The organism is Streptococcus sp. HMSC034B03, from assembly GCF_001838575.1.
GTDB classification, from domain to species: domain Bacteria; phylum Bacillota; class Bacilli; order Lactobacillales; family Streptococcaceae; genus Streptococcus; species Streptococcus anginosus.
The window spans coordinates 176,904-196,690 of record NZ_KV837626.1; the positions used below are offsets into that span (position 1 = coordinate 176,904).

Annotated in this window: 22 protein-coding genes and 1 pseudogene; 22 read left to right on the forward strand and 1 reads right to left on the reverse strand. The window is 38.9% G+C overall.

Annotated features, from left to right (window positions below):
• Positions 1-29 precede the first annotated feature (29 nt).
• From gatC to HMPREF2634_RS02905, 4 genes are all read left to right on the forward strand, one after another.
• Positions 30-332 (forward strand): Asp-tRNA(Asn)/Glu-tRNA(Gln) amidotransferase subunit GatC, encoded by a 303-nt coding sequence (gene gatC / locus HMPREF2634_RS02890; protein WP_003026120.1) that lies wholly within the window; start codon positions 30-32, stop codon positions 330-332.
• The gene (gatA, locus tag HMPREF2634_RS02895; protein ID WP_021002003.1) at positions 332-1,798 is read left to right on the forward strand and encodes an Asp-tRNA(Asn)/Glu-tRNA(Gln) amidotransferase subunit GatA; all 1,467 of its coding nucleotides are present in this window, start codon (positions 332-334) and stop codon (positions 1,796-1,798) included. The genes gatC and gatA overlap by 1 nt, the downstream gene beginning before the upstream one ends.
• Positions 1,798-3,231, forward strand: coding sequence for an Asp-tRNA(Asn)/Glu-tRNA(Gln) amidotransferase subunit GatB (gene gatB, locus HMPREF2634_RS02900; RefSeq protein WP_021002002.1), 1,434 nt, complete (start codon positions 1,798-1,800; stop codon positions 3,229-3,231). Before gatA ends, gatB begins: the two co-directional genes overlap by 1 nt.
• 73 nt (positions 3,232-3,304) lie before the next feature.
• Positions 3,305-4,216 (forward strand): DMT family transporter, encoded by a 912-nt coding sequence (locus HMPREF2634_RS02905; protein WP_070836271.1) that lies wholly within the window; start codon positions 3,305-3,307, stop codon positions 4,214-4,216.
• 31 nt (positions 4,217-4,247) lie between these two features.
• Here the strand turns inward: HMPREF2634_RS02905 and HMPREF2634_RS02910 are convergent, their stop codons facing one another.
• On the reverse strand, positions 4,248-4,874 hold the full coding sequence (locus HMPREF2634_RS02910; RefSeq protein WP_021002000.1) for a TVP38/TMEM64 family protein: 627 nt from the start codon (positions 4,872-4,874) through the stop codon (positions 4,248-4,250).
• Positions 4,875-5,023: 149 nt separating this feature from the next.
• On the opposite strand from HMPREF2634_RS02910, the gene HMPREF2634_RS02915 reads away from it, so the two are divergent.
• The 18 genes and pseudogenes from HMPREF2634_RS02915 (at position 5,024) to HMPREF2634_RS03000 (ending at position 19,570) form a co-directional block, all read left to right on the forward strand.
• Complete coding sequence (locus HMPREF2634_RS02915) at positions 5,024-5,551, forward strand: YqeG family HAD IIIA-type phosphatase (protein ID WP_003031000.1); 528 nt, start codon at positions 5,024-5,026, stop codon at positions 5,549-5,551.
• A 2-nt stretch (positions 5,552-5,553) separates the two neighbouring features.
• Positions 5,554-6,660 carry a ribosome biogenesis GTPase YqeH gene (yqeH, locus tag HMPREF2634_RS02920; protein WP_021001999.1) on the forward strand — a complete coding sequence of 369 codons (1,107 nt, stop codon included), beginning with the start codon at positions 5,554-5,556 and terminating at the stop codon, positions 6,658-6,660.
• 63 nt (positions 6,661-6,723) lie between these two features.
• Positions 6,724-7,035 carry a ribosome assembly RNA-binding protein YhbY gene (yhbY, locus tag HMPREF2634_RS02925; protein ID WP_003026106.1) on the forward strand — a complete coding sequence of 104 codons (312 nt, stop codon included), beginning with the start codon at positions 6,724-6,726 and terminating at the stop codon, positions 7,033-7,035.
• Between the two features lie 12 nt (positions 7,036-7,047).
• Positions 7,048-7,689 carry a nicotinate-nucleotide adenylyltransferase gene (locus tag HMPREF2634_RS02930; protein ID WP_021001998.1) on the forward strand — a complete coding sequence of 214 codons (642 nt, stop codon included), beginning with the start codon at positions 7,048-7,050 and terminating at the stop codon, positions 7,687-7,689.
• On the forward strand, positions 7,679-8,272 hold the full coding sequence (gene yqeK, locus HMPREF2634_RS02935) for a bis(5'-nucleosyl)-tetraphosphatase (symmetrical) YqeK (RefSeq protein WP_070836273.1): 594 nt from the start codon (positions 7,679-7,681) through the stop codon (positions 8,270-8,272). Before HMPREF2634_RS02930 ends, yqeK begins: the two co-directional genes overlap by 11 nt.
• A 15-nt stretch (positions 8,273-8,287) precedes the next feature.
• Positions 8,288-8,653, forward strand: a complete 366-nt coding sequence (rsfS, locus tag HMPREF2634_RS02940; RefSeq protein WP_070836275.1) for a ribosome silencing factor — start codon at positions 8,288-8,290, stop codon at positions 8,651-8,653.
• Positions 8,654-8,721: 68 nt separating this feature from the next.
• On the forward strand, positions 8,722-9,456 hold the full coding sequence (locus tag HMPREF2634_RS02945) for a class I SAM-dependent DNA methyltransferase (protein ID WP_021001995.1): 735 nt from the start codon (positions 8,722-8,724) through the stop codon (positions 9,454-9,456).
• Positions 9,457-9,482: 26 nt separating this feature from the next.
• Positions 9,483-10,682 (forward strand): ATP-binding protein, encoded by a 1,200-nt coding sequence (locus HMPREF2634_RS02950; protein WP_041784034.1) that lies wholly within the window; start codon positions 9,483-9,485, stop codon positions 10,680-10,682.
• A 20-nt stretch (positions 10,683-10,702) separates the two neighbouring features.
• The gene (locus HMPREF2634_RS02955) at positions 10,703-11,794 is read left to right on the forward strand and encodes a nucleotidyltransferase (protein WP_021001993.1); all 1,092 of its coding nucleotides are present in this window, start codon (positions 10,703-10,705) and stop codon (positions 11,792-11,794) included.
• A 112-nt stretch (positions 11,795-11,906) separates the two neighbouring features.
• Positions 11,907-12,623, forward strand: a complete 717-nt coding sequence (locus HMPREF2634_RS02960) for a YebC/PmpR family DNA-binding transcriptional regulator (RefSeq protein ID WP_003026093.1) — start codon at positions 11,907-11,909, stop codon at positions 12,621-12,623.
• Positions 12,624-13,140: 517 nt separating this feature from the next.
• Complete coding sequence (locus HMPREF2634_RS02965; RefSeq protein ID WP_021001992.1) at positions 13,141-13,542, forward strand: helix-turn-helix domain-containing protein; 402 nt, start codon at positions 13,141-13,143, stop codon at positions 13,540-13,542.
• A gap of 189 nt (positions 13,543-13,731) precedes the next feature.
• Positions 13,732-14,169 (forward strand): annotated as a pseudogene (locus HMPREF2634_RS10085) (SulP family inorganic anion transporter).
• Positions 14,142-14,360, forward strand: a complete 219-nt coding sequence (locus tag HMPREF2634_RS09985) for a hypothetical protein (protein ID WP_041784033.1) — start codon at positions 14,142-14,144, stop codon at positions 14,358-14,360. Before HMPREF2634_RS10085 ends, HMPREF2634_RS09985 begins: the two are co-directional and overlap by 28 nt.
• A gap of 171 nt (positions 14,361-14,531) precedes the next feature.
• The gene (locus tag HMPREF2634_RS02980; protein ID WP_070836277.1) at positions 14,532-15,356 is read left to right on the forward strand and encodes an amino acid ABC transporter substrate-binding protein; all 825 of its coding nucleotides are present in this window, start codon (positions 14,532-14,534) and stop codon (positions 15,354-15,356) included.
• A 156-nt stretch (positions 15,357-15,512) separates the two neighbouring features.
• The gene (locus HMPREF2634_RS02985; protein WP_003026085.1) at positions 15,513-16,364 is read left to right on the forward strand and encodes a MetQ/NlpA family ABC transporter substrate-binding protein; all 852 of its coding nucleotides are present in this window, start codon (positions 15,513-15,515) and stop codon (positions 16,362-16,364) included.
• A gap of 85 nt (positions 16,365-16,449) precedes the next feature.
• Entirely contained in the window at positions 16,450-17,823 is a 1,374-nt protein-coding gene (locus HMPREF2634_RS02990) for a M20/M25/M40 family metallo-hydrolase (RefSeq protein WP_070836279.1), read from the forward strand.
• Positions 17,816-18,877, forward strand: a complete 1,062-nt coding sequence (locus HMPREF2634_RS02995) for a methionine ABC transporter ATP-binding protein (protein WP_021001991.1) — start codon at positions 17,816-17,818, stop codon at positions 18,875-18,877. Before HMPREF2634_RS02990 ends, HMPREF2634_RS02995 begins: the two co-directional genes overlap by 8 nt.
• Positions 18,878-19,570 (forward strand): methionine ABC transporter permease, encoded by a 693-nt coding sequence (locus HMPREF2634_RS03000; protein ID WP_003026079.1) that lies wholly within the window; start codon positions 18,878-18,880, stop codon positions 19,568-19,570.
• Positions 19,571-19,787 lie beyond the last annotated feature (217 nt).

The window sequence follows — 19,787 nt, forward strand, 5'->3', positions numbered from 1 at the left end:
AAAAATAAAAGAAGAGAAAGGAAACAGAGATGAAAATTACTCAAGAGGAAGTAACGCATGTTGCCCACTTGTCAAAACTAGCTTTTTCACCTGAAGAAACAGCAGAATTTGCGACAACTTTGTCAAAAATTGTGGACATGGTGGAGTTGTTAAATGAAGTTGATACGACTGGTGTGCCTTTTACATCAAATGTTGCAGAAAATGTCAACTATATGCGTGAAGATGTAGCAGTTGCAGGTTGGAATCGAGAAGAACTTTTCCAAAATGTTCCTGAAAAGGAGCGAGGCTATATCAAAGTGCCTGCTATTCTAGATGACGGAGGAGATGCCTAATGACTTTGAACCAAAAAACAATTGAAGAATTGCATAATCTCCTTGTCAAAAAGGAACTTTCCGCAGTTGAGCTGACGAAAGCTACTCTGGAAGATATTAAGAGTCGAGAAAGTTCCGTTGATAGCTTTATTACGATTAGTGAAGAAGAAGCATTGGCGCAAGCAGCAGCAGTAGACGCGAAGGGAATTGATGCAGATAATTTTATGAGCGGGATTCCACTGGCTGTTAAGGACAATATTTCTACTAAGGGGATTTTAACGACAGCTGCGTCAAAAATTCTTTACAATTATAAACCAATTTTTGATGCAACCAGTGTAGAAAAACTCCATGAGAAAGATATGATTGTCATTGGTAAGACCAATATGGATGAATTTGCCATGGGTGGCTCCAGTGAAAATTCTTATTTTAAGACTACGAAAAATGCTTGGGACGCTACAAAAGTTCCCGGTGGTTCATCTGGTGGTTCAGCGACAGCAGTTGCTTCTGGTCAAGTTCGCCTGTCTCTAGGTTCTGATACCGGTGGTTCGATCCGTCAGCCAGCTTCCTTTAATGGAGTGGTCGGACTGAAGCCAACTTATGGGCGTGTTTCTCGTTTTGGACTCATTGCTTTTGGGAGCTCGTTGGATCAAATTGGACCTTTTTCTCGGACGGTTAAAGAAAATGCTCAGCTTTTGGGCGTAATTGCAGGAAATGATAAAAAAGACTCAACCTCTTCTCAACGAACTGTTCCTGATTTCACTAGCAAGATTGGTCAAGATATTAAAGGGATAAAAATTGCTCTTCCGAAAGAATATATGGGTGACGGGATTGATGAAAAAGTTAAGAAACGCATTTTAGCGGCTGCCAAGCATCTGGAAAGCCTGGGAGCGATTGTTGAAGAAGTCAGCCTGCCCCACAGCAAGTACGGTGTTGCAGTTTACTATATCATCGCTTCTTCTGAAGCCAGTTCCAACTTGCAACGTTTTGACGGGATTCGCTACGGCTATCGGGCAGAAGAGATTGAAAACTTAGAGGACGTCTATGTCAAATCTCGCAGTCAAGGTTTTGGTGAGGAAGTGAAGCGTCGAATCATGCTAGGAACGTTTAGTCTATCGTCTGGTTATTATGATGCTTATTTCAAAAAGGCGGGTCAAGTTCGGACGCTCATTATGCAAGATTTTGCCAAAGTATTTGAAAAGTATGACTTGATTTTAGGACCAACTGCGCCGACGGTTGCTTACGACTTAGGAACTCAAAGTCACGATCCAGTAGCTATGTATTTGGCTGACCTTTTGACCATTCCTGTCAATCTGGCGGGCCTGCCTGGTATTTCTATTCCAGCAGGATTTGCGGATGGCCTGCCAGTTGGTCTGCAATTAATTGGAAATCATTTTGATGAAGAAACGATTTACCAAGTAGCAGCAGCTTTTGAAGCAACGACAGACTACCACAAGCAAAAACCAGTCATTTTTGGAGGTGAAAAATAATGAACTTTGAAACGATTATTGGACTGGAAGTCCACGTTGAATTAAAAACAAATTCAAAAATTTTCTCACCAGCACCGGCTCATTTCGGGGAAGATCCAAATACCAACACCAATATCATTGACTGGTCTTTCCCAGGTGTCCTGCCGGTGATGAACAAGGGAGTTATTGATTACGGTATTAAGGCTGCTCTGGCACTCAATATGGATATTCATCAAAAGATGCACTTTGATCGCAAGAATTATTTCTATCCAGACAATCCGAAAGCTTACCAAATCTCTCAATTTGACGAGCCAATTGGTTATAATGGCTGGATTGAAATCGAACTGGAAGACGGGACGACTAAGAAAATTCGCATTGAGCGGGCTCATTTGGAAGAGGACGCTGGCAAGAACACTCATGGCAGCGATGGTTATTCTTATGTTGACCTTAATCGTCAAGGGGTGCCTTTGATCGAGATTGTCTCAGAAGCTGACATGCGCAGTCCAGAAGAAGCTTACGCTTACTTAACAGCGCTCAAAGAAATTATCCAGTATACGGGTATTTCTGACGTCAAAATGGAAGAAGGCTCCATGCGCGTGGATGCCAATATTTCTATTCGTCCTTATGGTCAAGAAGAGTTTGGAACCAAGACAGAACTAAAAAATCTTAATTCCTTCAATTTTGTTCGTAAGGGCTTGGCTTTTGAGGAAAAACGTCAGGCTGAGATTTTGCGTAGCGGTGGTCAGATTCGTCAAGAAACTCGCCGTTACGATGAAGCAACGGGCGAAACTCTTTTGATGCGGGTCAAGGAAGGTTCAGCTGATTATCGTTATTTCCCAGAGCCAGATTTACCAAACTTTGAGATTGATGACAGCTGGATTGAGGCGGTGCGTTCAGATTTACCAGCCTTTCCAAAAGAACGTCGGGCTAAGTACAAGGCAGATTTTGGATTGTCAGACTATGATGCCAAGCAATTAACAGCAACGAAGAACATCTCAGATTTCTTTGAAGCTGCAGTGACAGCGGGCGGAGACGCAAAATCTGTGTCAAACTGGCTCCAAGGTGAGGTCGCTCAGTACCTCAATGCGGAAGGTAAAACCATTGAAGAAATCGATTTGACACCAGTCAACTTGACTGAAATGTTGAGTTTGGTGGCAGACGGTACGATTTCCTCTAAAATTGCCAAAAAAGTCTTTGTTCATTTGGCGAAAAATGGTGGTTCAGCCAAGGAATACGTTGAAAAAGCTGGCTTGGTGCAGATTTCTGATCCAGCGCAGCTATTGCCAATCATTCAGGACGTTTTTGCTAACAATGAAAAAGCCATCAACGACTACAAGGGTGGTAACAAAAATGCAGCCAAATCCCTGATTGGTCAGCTCATGAAAGCTACCAAAGGTCAAGCCAATCCACAAGTAGCTCAAAAACTGCTTAATGAGGAATTGGCGAAGTTGTAAAATCTAAAAAATCAGTCGTTTCGGCTGATTTTTTGTGCTATAATCATAGAATGGAAAAGTTTGGGAGTAAGCTATGTCAAAAATAACCAAAGGAACCATTTTAACGTTAATAGCGGGAATTGCATGGGGCTTGTCTGGGACGAGCGGACAATACTTGATGGCGCATGGATTTCCGGTTTTAGTTTTAACAAATGTCCGACTTTTAATTGCAGGAGCTCTGTTGGTATTGTATATGTTGCTAACTAATCGTAGAAAATTGATTGAAATGATAAAAGACCGAAAAGCAATAATGTCTTTAGCACTGTTTGCCTTGTTAGGATTGTTGCTCAATCAATTTGCTTATTTAAAGTCTATTTATGAAAGCAATGCAGGAACGGCAACCGTTTTACAATATGTCTGTCCGGTTGGAATCCTTGCTTATACTTGTATCAAAGACCGTGTTGCACCTACTGTGACAGAAGTATTGTCTATGATATTGGCTGTTGGTGGTACTTTTTTGATTGCCACCCATGGACAACTCAATCACTTATCTGTCACGCCTGCAGGACTGTTCTGGGGACTGTTTGCGGCATTCACTTACGCTTTGTATATTCTTATTCCGATTCAGTTGATAAAGACATGGGGTAGTATTTCGGTGATTGGAGTGGGCATGATGCTAGCAGGCATTGTCTTAACGCCATTTAGCGGTATTTTGCGTTTTCATTGGCAGTTGTCAATGAAAGTATATCTGGCTTTAGCGGGGATTATTTTAGTGGGGACAATCCTCGCCTATACACTGTTTCTCAAAGGAACCAGTTTAGTCGGGCCTGTGAAATCTAGCCTTCTAGCGGCTGTTGAGCCTATATCGGCTGTGTTTTTCGCCTTTCTCATTATGCACGAGCAATTTTATCTCGTAGATTTTGCTGGTATGTTTATGATTTTATCAGCGGTCGCCTTGATTTCTATAAAAGATCTGATATTGGAAAAAAGAAAAGGGATCTTATAAAAAGACAGAGCTGTTTATTTCACTCTGCCTTTTATTTTGAAAATAATTGCCAAAAGAAATCAATAATATACGTCAAACCGTAAGTATAAATGACCAGTGTGATTGGTTTGCATAATACAATAATTATCATATATTTTTTAAAAGTCATTTTCGTAAGGGCAGCCAGCATACAGAGGAAGTCTGCTGGACTGATAGGCCAAATCATCATAAAGATGAAAAAACGCTCAAAACGATTACCCTCATCCAGCCAGCCAATGTATTTGTCATAGGTGCGTTTGCTGACGACAGATTGGACAAAAGCCGGACCGTAGGTACGCGCCAGATAAAAAATAATAGCACAGCCGATGATGATACCGACATAATTATAAATGGTACCAATGATATGACCATAAATGAAGACACCAGCAACCGAAGTCAAAGCTCCAGGAATAATAGGAACAACTGTTTGTAGGATTTGCAGGAAAATAAAGAGTGGCGGTCCCCAAAATCCAGCCTGTTTAATAAAGGCGGACAGGGTTTCTTTGGATTGTAAAATGCCAGCATAATAGGCCCAGATACAGAAAATCACCGTTCCAACTGCTCCGATAATAGAAGACCAGTTGATAAATTTTTGTAAAAAAGGGGAAACGGCAGTCATTTTCTTGCTCGTATTTGCCATAATGTCCTCCGTGTCAAATTCTCTATTTTAACTATAACATTTTTAAACAATTTTTGGCAAATTGTACATAAAATCAATGAAAAAGTCTAGGGTGCGAAAACCTTTTTTTTATGTTACAATAAATAGAAGTATATTGTTTGGAGAAAAATGTGGCAATTGAAAACTACATGCCTGATTTTGCGATTGAGGCAGTTTATGATTTGACAGTTGAAAGTTTAAAAAAACACGGCATCAAGGCTGTTTTAGTGGATTTGGATAACACTCTGATTGCTTGGAACAATCCCGACGGAACGCCAGAAATGAAGCAGTGGCTCCATGATGTGCGCGATGCAGGAATTCGGATTATTGTAGTGTCCAATAACACTAAAAAACGAGTGAAGCGAGCAGTTGAAAAGTTTGAGATTGATTATGTCTGTTGGTCTATGAAACCATTCACTTGGGGGATTGATCGGGCACTGAAAGAATTTCATTTTGAGAAAAACGAAGTGGTCATGGTGGGCGATCAGCTTATGACGGATATTCGAGCTGCTCATAGAGCCGGAATTCGTTCGATTTTGGTCAAGCCACTGGTTGAGCATGATTCGTTAAAGACCCAGATTAACCGAGCTCGTGAGCGTCGTGTGTTGAAAAAAATCACCGAAAAATACGAACCGATTGAGTATAAAAAAGGAATTTAAACATGGAAGACATTCTTTGTATTGGGTGCGGAGCGCCGATTCAGACAAAATATAAGGATAGGCTTGGCTATACTCCTCAGTCAGCTTTGGAAAAGGGACTGGAGACGGGCGAATTGTATTGCCAGCGCTGTTTTCGTCTGCGCCACTACAACGAAATTACTGATGTGCAACTGACAGACGATGATTTTCTCAGACTTCTCCACGAAGTCGGCGACAGCAATGCTCTCGTAGTCAATGTAGTAGATATTTTTGATTTTAATGGTTCAGTGATTCCGGGTTTGCCACGTTTTGTGGCTGGTAATGATGTGCTGTTGGTCGGGAACAAAAAAGATATTCTCCCCAAGTCGGTCAAGACGAGCAAGGTTACACAGTGGCTGACGGAGCGGGCTCACGAGGAAGGACTGCGCCCTGTTGATGTAGTTTTGACTTCAGCTCAAAACAAGCAAGCGATTAAAGAATTGATTGAAAAGATTGAGCAATATCGAAAAGGTCGAGACGTTTATGTGGTCGGCGTGACCAATGTTGGTAAGTCCACACTTATCAATGCCATTATTCAGGAAATTACCGGGGATAAGGAAGTTATTACGACTTCACGATTTCCAGGGACTACACTGGATAAGATTGAAATTCCGCTGGCTGACGGCAGTCATATCTACGACACACCAGGGATTATCCACCGTCATCAAATGGCTCATTATCTGTCTGCTAAAAATCTCAAATATATCAGTCCGAAAAAGGAAATCAAGCCCAAAACTTACCAACTTAATCCTGAACAAACCCTCTTTTTAGGGGGCTTGGGACGCTTTGATTTTGTGTCGGGTGACAAACAGGGTTTTACGGCTTATTTTGACAATGAGCTCAAATTGCACCGCACCAAGCTTGCGGGAGCGGGAGAATTTTATGAAAAGCATGTTGGCTCTTTGCTAACACCGCCTTCTAAAAAAGAAGTATCAAATTTTCCTCAGCTAGTTAAACATGAGTTGAAAATTGAAGCCAAAACAGATGTAGTCTTTTCAGGCTTGGGTTGGATTCGTGTGATAGGACCAGCACAGATTGCAGTTTGGGCACCAGAGGGAGTGGCAGTAGTGACCCGCAAAGCCATTATCTAAGAGGAAATGGCTGTTAGAAAAATAAAGAGAAGATAAACGAAATAAGAAACAAAAGAGGAATCTATGTCATTAACATCCAAACAACGAGCTTTTTTAAATAGTCAAGCTCACAGTCTCAAACCAATCATTCAAATTGGCAAAAACGGTCTCAACGACCAGATTAAAACGAGTGTTCGTCAAGCTCTAGATGCTAGAGAATTGATTAAAGTAACTCTTCTGCAAAATACAGATGAGAACATCCATGAAGTATCAGAAATTCTCGAAGAGGAAATCGGTGTGAATACTGTTCAAAAAATTGGTCGCACTTTAATTCTGTACAAGCAGTCTAGCAAAAAAGAAAACCGCAAAATTTCAGTAAAGGTAAAAGAAATTTAGAGGAAGCAGCCTATGGCAATTGAATTACTGACTCCTTTCACCAAGGTGAAGTTGGAACCAGAAGTAAAAGCAAAAAAAAGAAAGCAAGTTGGGATTTTAGGTGGAAATTTCAATCCAGTTCACAATGCCCATTTGGTCGTAGCTGATCAAGTTCGGCAACAATTATGTTTAGATCAGGTCTTGCTGATGCCTGAGTATGAGCCACCACATGTTGATAAGAAATCAACGATTGATGAGAAGCACCGACTGAAAATGCTGGAGTTGGCAATTGAAGGCATTGAAGGTCTGGGAATTGAGACCATTGAGCTGGAGAGAAAAGGTATTAGTTACACCTATGACACGATGAAATTCTTGACGGAAAAACATCCAGATACAGATTATTATTTTATCATCGGAGCGGACATGGTAGACTACCTTCCCAAGTGGTATCGGATTGACGAATTAGTCGATTTGGTTCAATTTGTTGGGGTTCAGCGTCCCCGCTATAAAGCAGGGACTTCTTACCCGGTTATCTGGGTAGATGTGCCGTTGATGGATATTTCTTCGAGTATGGTTCGAGCTTTTCTGGCTCAAGGTCGGACGCCGAATTTTCTCCTACCCAAACCAGTTTTAGACTATATTGAGAAAGAAGGGCTTTACAATAATGGGATATGAAACTTACGTGGGAATTTCTCGTGAGCAGCTTTTAGTCAAAATGCAGCAGTTTTTGCCAGAGAAACGTTTTAAACATTGTCTGGGAGTGGAACAAGCAGCGATTGACTTGGCAGAGCGCTTCGGAGTAGATGTAGAAAAAGCTGGTTTGGCAGGTCTGCTCCATGATTATGCAAAAAAGCTCTCTGACGAAGAATTTCTGGCACTGATCGATAAGTATGCTCTGGATCCAGCATTGAAAGATTGGGGAAATAATGTCTGGCATGGCATGGTCGGCATTTATAAAATTCAGGAAGATTTAGGGTTGACAGATCCAGAAATTTTACGAGCTATTGAGGTTCATACCGTAGGTTCTGCCCAAATGTCCGATTTAGATAAGGTGGTTTATGTAGCGGACTATATTGAGCCTAATCGGGACTTTCCAGGAGTGGAGCAAGCGCGTGAAATTGCTCATGTTTCGCTCAATCAGGCTGTAGCTTATGAAACGGCGCATACAGTAGAGCACCTGGCACATAAGGGCTTGCCTATCTATCCTCAAACTTTGGAAACTTACAATGCTTATGTGCACTATTTAGAGAAAAATTAAAACGAAGAGGACTACATGAAAGAACAAGAACTATTAGAAATTGTTGTAAAAGCAGCGGATGAAAAACGAGCAGAAGACATCACCGTGCTAGATTTGCAAGAATTGACGACGATGACAGACTATTTTGTTATTGCCAGCTCTATGAACAGCCGTCAACTAGAAGCGATTGCTGATAATATTCGTGAAAAAGTCACAGAAGCAGGGCAATCAGCTAGCCATGTAGAGGGAGACTCTGCTGGAGGCTGGGTACTTTTGGATCTAGGCGGGGTGGGTGTTCATATTTTTTCTGAGGAAATGCGGAATCACTACAACCTTGAAAAACTCTGGCATGAAGCAACAGGTGTTGATGTTGCTGCTTTGTTGGAAACAAATAAAGGATAAGGCTGGGGAAATTCCTCGGCCTTTCAATCACTAGAAAGGACAAGTGCCGTTTCGGTGCGATTTAATGTATGACAATTTATGAAACCTTCGCATCAGTCTATGATGCTATTATGGATGATAGTCTTTATGATAAATGGACTGATTTTTCGCTCCGCCATTTTCCAAAAAATAAGAAAAAGCTCTTAGAATTAGCTTGTGGAACAGGAATTCAATCCGTACGCTTTGCCAAAGCTGGCTTTGATGTGGCAGGACTTGATTTGAGTGACGAGATGCTTGAAATCGCTCGTAAACGTGCCAAAGAAGCAGGTGAAGCCATTGAATTCAAACAGGGCAACATGCTTGATTTGTCGCAGGCTGGAAAATACGATTTGGTGACTTGTTACTCAGATTCAATTTGCTACATGGCCGATGAAGTTGAAGTCGGTGATGTCTTTCAGCAAGTTTACAACTGCTTGAACGAAGGCGGTGTTTTCGTTTTTGATGTGCACTCGACTTACCAGACAGATACTGTCTTTCCTGGTTATTCTTATCATGAAAACGCTGATGAATTTGCCATGATCTGGGATACATACGCCGATGAAGCCCCACATTCAGTCGTGCATGAATTGACCTTCTTCTTGCAAGACGAAGACGGGCGCTTCACACGCTACGATGAAGTCCACGAAGAACGCACTTACGAAATTCTGACCTATGATATTTTACTGGAACAAGCTGGATTTAAAACTGTTAAGGTTTATGCAGATTTTGAAGACCAAGCACCGAAAAAGGAAAGCAAACGTTGGTTTTTTGTGTGTGAGAAGTAGGGGAACTTAAGTGTGTTTGATTTTTAATGGGAAGTGGTGCAAAAATGAGCTGTTTTCAAAAAGGTAATATAAATAGTGATTTGGAATCTGAAATTATTAATCTGATTGAACTTCATCAAGAGGGAGAATATTGGGATTTTAAGCGTCAATGGTATGATTCTAGTAAAGTTGTTGATCTTTTACATGATATTATATGTATGGCAAATAATTTAGCTAATCATGACGCTTATATTATTATTGGTGTAGATAATGAAAATTTTTCTTTATATGATGTAGCTGCAGATCGAAACCGGAGGAATACTCAAAAAATTGTTGATTTTTTGAAGGATAAAAAATTTGCAGGAGATATTCGACCAATTGTAACTGTAAAACAAGTTTTAATAAAATCGTTTATTTTAGATGTGATAATAATTCATAATAGTAGACAAACACCATTCTATCTGAAAGAAAAATTCCAAAGTTTAAAAGCTAATCACATTTATACAAGAATCCAAGACAGTAATACTCCAAAAGATAAGTCTGCAGATATAGATAAGGTTGAATATTTATGGAAAAAAAGATTTGGTCTTGTTCAAACGCCAAATGAAAAATTTGAAATTTATTTAAAAGATTCAAAAAATTGGATGAATATTTCAGATAATACTATGGAAATGTATTATAAAATTTTCCCAGAATATAGACTAATTTATGATTTTGATGAAAGTCGACATGGTTATGAATATTATCACTTTTTTCAATCAGATTCTACTCCTAGTTATTTAAAAATACAATTATATTATCATCAAACTTTACTAGCAGATTTTGTAGGTTTATCTTTAGATGGTGGAAGATATGATACTCCATGTCCAGAAACCGATGGTATAGCTTTCAATGCCATTAGGGGATGGGATGTTATGTTTAAATATATGGAAAAAGATTCATTAATTTTTAAGCTTAATGAATTCTTGTATTGTAAAGAATATACTGATGATGCAAGAATCTCTAGAAATAATTTTTTTGAAAGCATTTTGGTATTTAACTCAAAAGAAGAAAGATTAAATTTTAAGCGATTTGTTAAAAGAAATTGGAAAGAATGCAGAAAACATTACTCTAGTGAAATTCAAAGTATTGTTCCTACAGTTCCAAAATTAGGAAATGGCTATACTGATGGTGCATTTAAGCAGGAATGTGAGGACATATGTATACTTCAAAAAATGTTAAGTGAATATAGAAGAATAGATTATTAGTATAAATTTAGGAGCACTCCATGACTGTTACTGGTATTATTGCTGAATTTAATCCTTTTCATAATGGGCATAAGTATTTGCTGTCGCAGGCTGAGGGGGTCAAGATTGTTGTCATGTCAGGCAATTTTGTCCAACGTGGTGAGCCTGCGATTGTGGATAAGTGGACTCGGACCCGAATGGCTCTGGAAAACGGGGCGGATTTGGTGGTTGAATTACCATTTTTGGTGGCTGTTCAGTCAGCTGACTACTTCGCACAAGGAGCAGTAGATATTTTAGAGCGCCTTAGTGTGAATAAGTTGACCTTTGGCACGGAAGAGGTCTTAGATTATCAACACTTTTCACAGATTTATATAGATAATCAACAGAAAATGGTGGACTACGTACAAAGTTTGCCAGATGATTTATCTTATCCACAGAAAACACAGAAAATGTGGGAAAAGTTTGCTGGTGTGAAATTCACAGGCAATACACCCAATCACATTTTAGGACTTTCTTATGCCAAAGCTTGTGCTGGAAAGGCTATTGAGATTCTTCCAATCAAGCGTCAAGGAGCTGGCTATCATTCGCAAGAAGAAAATTTAAAATATGCCTCAGCTACGGCTCTTAGAGAGCGTCTTAATTGTCCAGACTTTCTGGAGAAATTTACCCCGGCTCATGAACTGCTGATTCAGTCTCCCAAAGTGACCTGGTCAGCACTTTATCCTTTGCTGCGTTACCAGATTATCAGTCATCCCGATTTGACGAGTTTTTATCAGGTTAATCGAGAACTTTCGGTACGCTTGCAGGAAGCAGTGAAAACCAGTTATAGCGCAGAGGAGTTGGTCGAACAAGTCGCAACCAAGCGATATACGAAAGCACGAATCAGACGAATTCTGACTTATATTTTGGTCGGTGCAAGAAATGATCAGTTGCCTAGCGGTATTCATATCTTGGGCTTTACTCAAGCAGGTCGAGAACATCTTAAAAAGATGAAAGGGAAAACAGACTTCGTCAGTCGCATCGGTCAAGAACCATGGGATTCCTTAACCCAGCGAGCTGATTGTATTTATCAGCTAGGGAATGCCCAACTGGAGGAGCAGAATTTTGGAAGAATCCCGATAATGATAGATTGATGCAAAAATTATATAGAGCTGGTTATTGTCAATAATTTGCTAGTGAAATTCAACCTGACTTGTGATATAATAGGAAAGATTGAAAAAGTGAAAATCTAAAGGAGAATATCCAATGGGACGTAAATGGGCCAATATTGTGGCAAAAAAGACTGCCAAAGATGGTGCAAACTCAAAAGTTTATGCTAAATTTGGTGTTGAAATCTATGTAGCAGCTAAAAAAGGAGAGCCAGATCCAGAATCGAACTCAGCTTTGAAATTTGTTATTGAACGTGCGAAACAAGCGCAAGTGCCAAAGCATGTCATTGACAAAGCACTGGATAAGGCAAAAGGAAACACAGACGAAACCTTTACAGAGGGGCGTTATGAAGGGTTTGGACCAAATGGTTCTATGCTCATCGTTGATACACTAACTTCAAATGTCAACCGTACGGCAGCCAATGTTCGCTCTGCCTTTGGTAAAAACGGTGGAAATATGGGAGCAAGTGGCTCAGTTTCTTATATGTTTGATAATAAAGGTGTGATTGTGTTTGCAGGAGACGATGCAGACAGTGTTTTTGAACAACTGTTAGAAGCAGATGTAGACGTAGATGATGTAGAAGCAGAAGATGGAAGCATTACAGTTTATACAGCACCAACAGATTTGCACAAGGCCTTGACTGCTCTCCGTGAATCTGGTGTAGAAGAATTCCAAGTCACCGAATTGGAAATGATTCCGCAATCTGATGTGACCTTATCAGGTGAAGACTTAGAAACATTTGAAAAGTTGTATGCTGTTTTGGAAGATGACGAAGATGTCCAAAAGATTTATACAAATGTAGAAGGATTTTAATAGTGAAGAAAGAGGTGGTGGGACAGAAGTAAATATTTTTAATTTTTACTTCTGTCCTACCACTGCAGGGTTGCTTAGATACTCTTCTGAGCTTAAAAAGCAAATGAAGAGTCCGACAGCTACTGCGTCAAGAGTTTTTTACTAATACAGATTGAGACTGAGATAATTTTGTCCCAGTCTCTTTTTTTGTTACTTACTAATCTCTCAGTGTTTTTTAAGAAATTTAGTTATAAGACCGTAACGTAAATATGTTGAGCTAGTATCTTCTTTACTTTGATAGAGTAGACATGAAGTTTGGTAGAAAAGGTGGCTAGCTAATAATATGTAGTTGAAGAGTGAGGTTGGTTTCCAAGACTGCTTGTTGTAGCTCAGCTTATTCTAAAAATTCAAATAAGGAGCGTAAAAAGCAGACAAACCAGTAATAAACTATAAGTTGAGAGAAGTAAACTATTGGTCGATTGAGTTTGTAAGAAAAGGTGCTACAATATAATTAGCAAATGGAGGGAGGAAAAATCTGATGAAAAAACAAACACTAGGTATGATGATTTCATCATTAAGGAAAGCAAAAGGGATGACACAATTAGAACTGGCTGAAAAGATGGGGGTCACTGATAAGGCTGTTTCAAAATGGGAAAGAGATTTATCCTATCCAGATATTAATACCATTCCTAAATTAGCAGACCTGTTTGATACATCGGTAGATGAGCTTATGCAAGGACAGACAGTGATGAAAGAAAACAAGAAAAATAGAAAATCTGATATTGTTGACACCGTGTTGAGAGGACTTGGAATAGCCATGGGGATTGTTGTAGTGGTTTTATCTGCTTTAGGAAAAGTGGACACTAAGGCTGCACTGACAATGCTTGGACTTGGTTTAGCCAGCCTTTCTATCTCCTCACTAAAGGATAGAAACGAATGAGAATAATTGTTAAAGGCGTTGGTGAAATAACTATCGCCTTTTCTGGTAAGTTTTCATATTCAGGTCATCTAGAGATTTTACATGGGGTTATATTACAATGGTAATAAGATTCTCGCAAGCGTCTGGGAACAGGGAAAAAGAGGAGGGGAAAATGGACGCTTTTAAGCATATCAATCCTAAGTTTTTAGTATGGTAAAGAATTATTCGGGTGCACAATTTGTCAAAGACCTTGTAGCAAGGATTATCGTGGCAATTATTGCCTTACCATTGTCAATTGCTTTAGCGATTGCTTCGAGGGTCAATCCAGAGCAAGATGTTTATACAGCTGTTGTAGTTGGTTTTTTCATTCCCTTTTTTAGGTGGGAGTCGTGTTCAGATTGGTGAACTAATAGCTATTTTGTTGTTATCATTTATGGAATTATTGCGCAGTACGGTCTATCTGGTCTGACAGTAGCCACTTTCTTAGCTGGTCTAATGCTCATCGGCATGGGTTTGTTGCATTTTGATGATCTGATTAAATTTATTTCAAAGACCATCACTGTTGGCTTTACCCTTGGAATTGCCGTTGGAATCATCGTTGGACAAATCAAGGACTTATTTTGTCTGAACAAGGTAAAAATGTCTTAATTCTTCGTATGCGCAGTGTGTCTGCAATGGATATTTCAGGATTGGATGCTCTTGAAGAGATCCTTGGCAAATGTCAACGAACAACCTTACCATGTCATGGAAAAGCAAGCTTTATTGATAGAGTTGGTGCAGACAACTTTTGTGCTAATATTGATGTCGCTTTAACGCGCGCAGCTAGTTTAGAAAAGTAATTGAGTTTTCCACTATTCGTCAAATGTATCAATGTTTGGTAAAAATCGGATTTCGTTTAGCTCTACTTGATAAAGAAAATCTATCACTTTGATAAAAATCAAATAATAGTCAAGAAGGAAAATATTTGATATGATAAGACTTATCTTAATGAAAGAGGTTATTATAGGAATATGAAAAAAGTGTTGAAATATTCTTCTTTAGCAGCCCTTGGTTTTTTGACAATAGGAGCTTTAGCAGCGTGCTCCAATTCAAAATCAACGACTTCATCTGGAAAAACAGAAATTAAAGTCGCAACGAATGCTTCACCAAAACCATTTAACTATGAAGAAAATGGTAAACTAACAGGTTATGAAATCGAAGTAGTTCGTGCGATCTTCAAAGATTCTGACAAATACAAGGTAAAATTTGAAACAACAGAGTGGTCAGGTATTTTCGCAGGTCTGGATAGTGATCGCTACCAAATGGCAGTGAACAATATCAGCTATACAAAAGAACGTGCAGGTAAGTATTTGTATGCAGCTCCGACTGCTAAAAATCCAAATGTCTTAGTAGTGAAAAAATCTGATAAAACTATTCAATCATTGGATGATATTGGTGGTAAGACAACAGAAGTAGTGCAAGGGACAACGACTGCCGCACAATTAGAAAAATACAATCAAGCACATGCTAACAATCCAACGAAAATTAGCTATACAAAAGCGGATTTTCAACAAATTATGAACCATTTAAACGATGGAAAGTTTGATTATAAGATTTTTGATAAAATCGGTGTTGAAACAGTTATTAAAAATCAAAAACTGGACCACCTAAAAGTGATTGATTTACCAAGCAATCAACAACCTTATGTTTATCCGCTTTTAGCAAAAGGACAAGATGAGTTGAAAACATTTGTTAATAAGCGCATTCAAGAGTTGTATAAAGACGGAACTCTGGAAAAATTATCCCAAAAATTCTTTGGCGGTAGTTACTTGCCAGCGGAAGCAGATGGGAAATAAGAGAATGTAAAGCCAGCTAGTTTCAAAGTTTCAGCTGGTTTTCTTACACAAAACAGTTATAGTTTATAGCTATACCTTTTGTTATGAAATAACAATTTGTCAATCAGCTAAATATGTGCGATACTATTTTCATAAGATTTTTAAAGGAGACAGAAAATGAAATTGAAAAAATGGTTTGGAATAACGGTTCTAGCAGCTGCAGCAGTGATTGGCTTAGCAGCTTGTGGTTCAGGAAATAAAAGTGATAACGCCAAAACGGTTAAGATTGGTGTGATGACAAAGAGCGACTCAGAAGAAAAACGCTGGGACAAGATCCAAGAATTGTTGAAAAAAGACAATATTAAATTGGAATTTACAGAATTTACGGACTACTCGCAACCAAATAAAGCAGTTGCTGATGGTGCAGTGGATATCAATGCTTTCCAACATTACTATTTCTTGAACAATTGGAACAAGGAAAATAAGCAAGACTTAGTCGCAGCTGCTGAAACTTATATCTCACCCATTCGTCTCTACTCTGGTACCAAAAATGGAAAAAATAAATATACAAAAGTAGACCAAATTCCAAATGGTGCAGAAATTGCAGTTCCAAATGATGCGACAAATGAAAGTCGGGCGCTTAATTTATTACAATCTGCAGGATTGATTAAATTAGACAAGTCTGGAAATGAATTGGCAACTGTGGCAAATATCAAAGAAAATCCGAAAAAATTGAAAATTACAGAATTGGATGCTAGTCAAACAGCTCGCTCATTGACTTCAGTAGATGCAGCCGTTGTAAACAATACATTTGTAACAGAAGCAAAATTGGACTATAAAAACGCTTTGTTCATTGAACCAAAAGATAAAAATTCAAAACAATGGTTTAATATCATTGCAGCCAAAAAAGATTGGGAAAAATCTTCAAAAGCCGATGCCATTAAAAAAATCATCAAAGCTTACCATACAGATGAAGTGAAAAAAGTGGTTGAAGAAACATCAGATGGCTTAGACCAACCAGTTTGGTAATCTTAATTCTATTAGCTGTAGTTCAGTCTAAAAACTCAGTTGGTAATTCCAACTGAGTTTTGTCGCCATTCTATAAGGAGAAAAGATGACATTTTCAAGTGAAGAAGAACAAATTAAAAGATTTGAAGAGGATATGGTGGTACAAGACTATATTGCCGTTTTACGGGCGTTGATTGCTAAAAAATCAATCTTCGCTCAACAAGTCGGTTTACAAGAAGTTGCTGCTTATCTGAAAGAAATTTTTACAAAAGCTGGTGCAGAGGTGGAATTAGATGAAAGCTATACAGCGCCATTTGTGATAGCAACATTTAAAAGTCAGAATCCAACAGCTAAGACAATTATTTTTTACAACCATTATGATACAGTTCCGGCAGATAGTGATCAAATTTGGACAGATGATCCGTTCACTCTATCTATTCGGGATGGTAGTATGTATGGTCGTGGAGTCGATGATGATAAAGGGCATATTATCGCACGTTTGACGGCTGTTCAAAAGTATTTACAAAAGCATAAGAGTTTGCCTGTCAATGTTATTTTTATGATGGAAGGGGCAGAAGAGTCTGCTTCTGTTGATTTAGAAAAATACTTAGCCAAGCACAAGGCACTTCTACAAGGGGCAGACCTTCTCATTTGGGAACAAGGGATTAAAAATTCTTTGGGTCAACTAGAAATTTCTGGCGGAAACAAAGGAATTGTGACCTTTGATATGAAGGTCCAAAGTGCGGAAGTGGATATTCATTCTAGCTTTGGTGGTGTAATTGATTCAGCTTCTTGGTACTTGTTGAACGCCCTTGCTAGCTTGAGAGGTAAGGATGGACGTATTCAGGTAGAAGAACTTTATGATCAAGTAATCGTACCTAATCAACGAGAGTTAGCTTTAGTGGAACAATACGCTCAGCGCAGTCCAGAAGAAGTACAAGCTATTTATGGTTTGGAATTGCCTTTATTACAAGAGGAGAAAAAAGCTTTTTTAAATCGAATTTTCTTTGAACCCTCTTTAAATATTGAAGGAATTACTTCTGGTTACCAGGGTCAGGGAGTGAAGACGATTCTTCCGTCAGAGGCTTCAGCAAAAGCAGAAGTTCGCTTAGTGCCAGGACTGGAACCACATGGAGTATTAGAACTGATTCGCAAACAACTCGACAAAAATGGTTTCGATAAGGTAGAATTAGTTTATACTTTGGGAGAAATGAGCTATCGTAGTGATATGAGTGCGTCGCCGATTTTAAATGTCATTAAACTGGCTAAGAAATTCTATCAAAAAGGAGTTTCTGTCTTACCAACTACAGCAGGTACAGGACCGATGTACACGGTATTTGAAGCACTTGAGGTACCAATGGTCGCCTTTGGACTTGGAAATGCGAATAGTCGAGACCATGGCGGTGACGAAAATGTACGCATTGCAGATTATTACACCCATATTGAATTAGTAGAGGAGCTGATTGCAAGTTATGAGTAAAGAAATGATTCAGTTAGATCACATTGATGTAACCTTTCAACAAAAGAAACGTCAGATTCAAGCAGTTAAAGATGTGACTATTCATATTCAAGAAAGAGATATCTATGGAATTGTCGGTTATTCTGGGGCTGGGAAATCAACCTTGGTTCGTGTCATTAACCTACTGCAAGTTCCAACGAGCGGGAAAATTATTGTAGATGATGATGTCCTTTTTGACAATAAGGTAACCTTGACAGCAGAACAGCTACGTCGCAAACGTCAAGACATCGGCATGATTTTTCAACATTTTAATCTGATGAGTCAATTGACAGCAGAAGAAAATGTCGCTTTTGCATTGAAACATTCTGGCTTATCAAAAGAAGAAAAGAAAGAAAAAGTGCGTACACTGTTGGAGTTGGTCGGCTTAGCCGATCGTGCTGAAAATTATCCTTCTCAGCTTTCTGGAGGGCAAAAACAGCGGGTTGCAATCGCGCGTGCCTTGGCAAATGACCCCAAAATCTTGATTTCTGATGAATCAACCTCTGCCTTAGATCCAAAAACAACTAAACAAATTTTAGCTCTTTTACAAGATTTAAATCAAAAGCTAGGATTAACAATTGTTTTAATCACCCATGAAATGCAAATTGTTAAAGACATCGCTAATCGTGTCGCTGTTATGCAAGATGGTCAACTGATTGAAGAAGGTTCTGTTTTGGATATTTTCTCTAATCCTCAGCAAGATTTAACCAAAGACTTTATCTCTACCGCAACAGGAATTGATGAAGCTATGGGCAAGATTGAGCAACAAGAAATTGTCAAACATTTGGCGAAAAATAGTCTCTTGGTGCAAATGAAGTACGCAGGAACCTCTACAGATGACCCCTTACTGAATGAAATTTACAAACATCATCAAGTTACCGCCAATATACTTTATGGGAACATTGAAATTTTAGGTGGAACGCCTGTTGGAGAACTGGTCGTTGTTTTATCTGGTGAAAAGGAAAATCTAGCAGCTGCTAAAACAGCCATTCGTGAAGCTGGTGTTCAATTGACAGTATTGAAGGGAGAAGCATAGATGGAAAATTTTATTCAAACATACTTGCCGAATGTTTATCGAATGGGTTGGAGCGGTCAAGCTGGCTGGGGAACAGCTATTTACTTGACATTGTATATGACAGTCATTTCTTTTATTATCGGCGGATTGTTAGGCTTAATTGCAGGGCTTTTTCTTGTTTTGACTGCTCCAGGAGGTGTCTTGGAAAATAAAATAGCTTTTTGGATTTTAGACAAAATCACATCTATCTTCCGTGCTATCCCATTTATTATTTTGTTAGCTGTTCTTTCACCTTTTTCACACTTGATTGTGGGGACTAGTATTGGACCAAATGCAGCTATCGTACCTCTTTCTTTTGCAGTATTTGCTTTCTTTGCTCGCCAAGTTCAAGTTGTACTCGCTGAGTTAGACGGCGGTGTTATCGAGGCCGCCCAAGCTAGTGGAGCAACTTTTGGTGATCTTGTCGGTGTTTATCTGCGAGAAGGTTTGCCAGATTTGATTCGTGTGACAACAGTCACTCTTATTTCTCTCGTTGGCGAGACTGCAATGGCTGGTGCTGTCGGTGCTGGAGGAATCGGGAATGTTGCGATTGCTTATGGCTTCAATCGCTATAATAACGATGTAACTATTTTAGCAACGGTTATTATCATTGTACTTATCTTTGCTATTCAGTTTGCTGGTGATTTTTTGACTAGAAAATTAAGCCATAAATAAGATAGCTGAGATGATTGTTAGAGATAAACAATAAATATATAGAAAAATGATATAAAAGTTCTATGATAATAGGTCATAGAATTTTTAGTTTATACATATTTTATCTTTCGTATGACTAGCGCAAGTATTTAGCAGTTTACAGGAGATAAGAAAGAGGAGGAAGGAAAAATTGGAAGAAAAAGTTTAAGAAAAGTAAAAAAAGATGAAAAAAGGTATT